Source organism: Dubosiella newyorkensis (assembly GCF_001945605.1).
Lineage (GTDB): Bacteria > Bacillota_I > Bacilli_A > Erysipelotrichales > Erysipelotrichaceae > Dubosiella > Dubosiella newyorkensis.
Genome location: NZ_MPKA01000016.1, coordinates 1 through 1735, shown reverse-complemented (window position 1 = coordinate 1735; position 1735 = coordinate 1). Strand labels below are relative to the sequence as shown.

The window sequence follows — 1735 nt, the reverse complement described above, 5'->3', positions numbered from 1 at the left end:
AAGCTGGATTCATAGAGATACACTTCTTTCTATCTATCTTTATTATTGAAACGCTTTATTGTTTAAGTGTTAAATGATTTGAACAAGTCATTTGAGCAAAGGCGGATTATTTAGGATAATCTATATAGAAATCAAATCTCCTTTCAACACTTCTCTAAATAAAGGATATCTTTTTTCATATTGAGCATAATCATCCTTTGTAAGAATTGCATCGAACGGATAAGAGGAGTCTCCATGCATTTTATATACTACTGCGTCTCTATCTCGTCCTGTAACTGTAAGCTGTTTTGAAATATGTTTAACATCGGGTTTTCTGTCTGCTGTCCTGAGTCCTGTTTCAATTAGACAATCGTAATTTGTAGTCCAATATGTATAGATTGGCAGCCTAGTTAAAATTCTTATATTATCATTTATATCAACGTCTTTCGCAAAAGCATCAATAAGCGTCTGATTTATAGAAGCTCTATTCCATGCATCATTTCTTATGTATTGGGCAACCGCTGTCAAATCATGCTCTCTCATAATATCTAAACCGATTCTTTTTGCTAAAGGTTGAAGCAATTCTTTCCAATCCATAAAACCTGAAGGACGTGATAATCCTGCTCCCGCAAAAACTGCCGCGTTTCCATCTCTGATTGATTTTACATATTCTTCTAAAAAGTATTCTTTTTTCATTTTTCCCCTTCCAATAAAGATTCTTTACTACATAGATTTTCTTTATTAATAAAAATAAATAGATATAAGCCAATCCTGCTTACTTATTTAAGCTAGACTTATTCTTTAGTTGCTTTAGGTTTTCATATAACCCTTGAATAAAGCTGCTCCGAAGGTATTCAACGTTTATGTAAAGTTTATCTTTGAAGCTAGAGGTAGGTTTATGAGTTTACTATCATTTGAAGATTTCGTTAATTAATCGGATAAAACCTTCAGCACCAACACCGCCTAAAACATTAACAAGAATATCTTTAATATTTGTGACTAATTTAAATTTCTTGTGATCCTCGTTTGGTATGCTTTTAATTCTTTCTAATTCAGCAACTATACTCCTCAAGTTTTCTGCATATTCTTTTCCAAGTTCAGTTTCTAATACCGAATCATACGTTTTAATAGTATCGATTAATTCATATAGTTTTAACTCATCAATTTGTACTGATTGGGATTGATTTTGTGTAGATCGATAGGTTCCTTGTTGAATTTGAACTGTATTTACCGGTCCACTAAAATTATTTACGCAAATATTTGAGCTTAAGCTTTCTTCAATTTGGTTCTTCTCCTCAAAATAAGAATTGTCATTGCTTAGAACTACCATTATATAAGGATAATTATCCGCCCAACTTACAGAAATCATTTCTGCATCCATGAGCTCTTTAAACTGACTACGAATTATACGATCATCTCCAATTGATAAGGATCTAAATCTTTTCTCCCAATAATCAATATCACATAGTCGATTCTCTAATCTATGATCTAGTATTTCTTTTAAAAGTTTTTCGGATTTTTTTGATAATCGCTTCATAATTGACTCCTTTTCTATGATCTTTATATATTTGCGTCTATGCTTTACCAAGATTATACGCTTATAAATTTGGAAGGATAGTCTTGACAAACGTAAGCGGGAATTAAAACAGCGGGTAGCAGCCTGATGAAAGTTAAAGTAGAGTAACCACAGGAGGTGGCTACCCTATGGAAACGAATACCACTGCTCATAAAGAAGATCTAGTATTTACCGAGATTC

2 protein-coding genes are annotated in these 1735 nt (G+C 32.4%); both read right to left on the bottom strand.

From position 1 onward, the window contains the following. Window positions 1-120 precede the first annotated feature (120 nt). Window positions 121-675, bottom strand: a complete 555-nt coding sequence (locus BO225_RS00245; protein ID WP_076340298.1) for an SIR2 family protein — start codon at window positions 673-675, stop codon at window positions 121-123. A 214-nt stretch (window positions 676-889) separates the two neighbouring features. Further along, entirely contained in the window at window positions 890-1516 is a 627-nt protein-coding gene (locus BO225_RS00240; RefSeq protein WP_076340297.1) for a hypothetical protein, read from the bottom strand. Window positions 1517-1735: the final 219 nt, after the last annotated feature.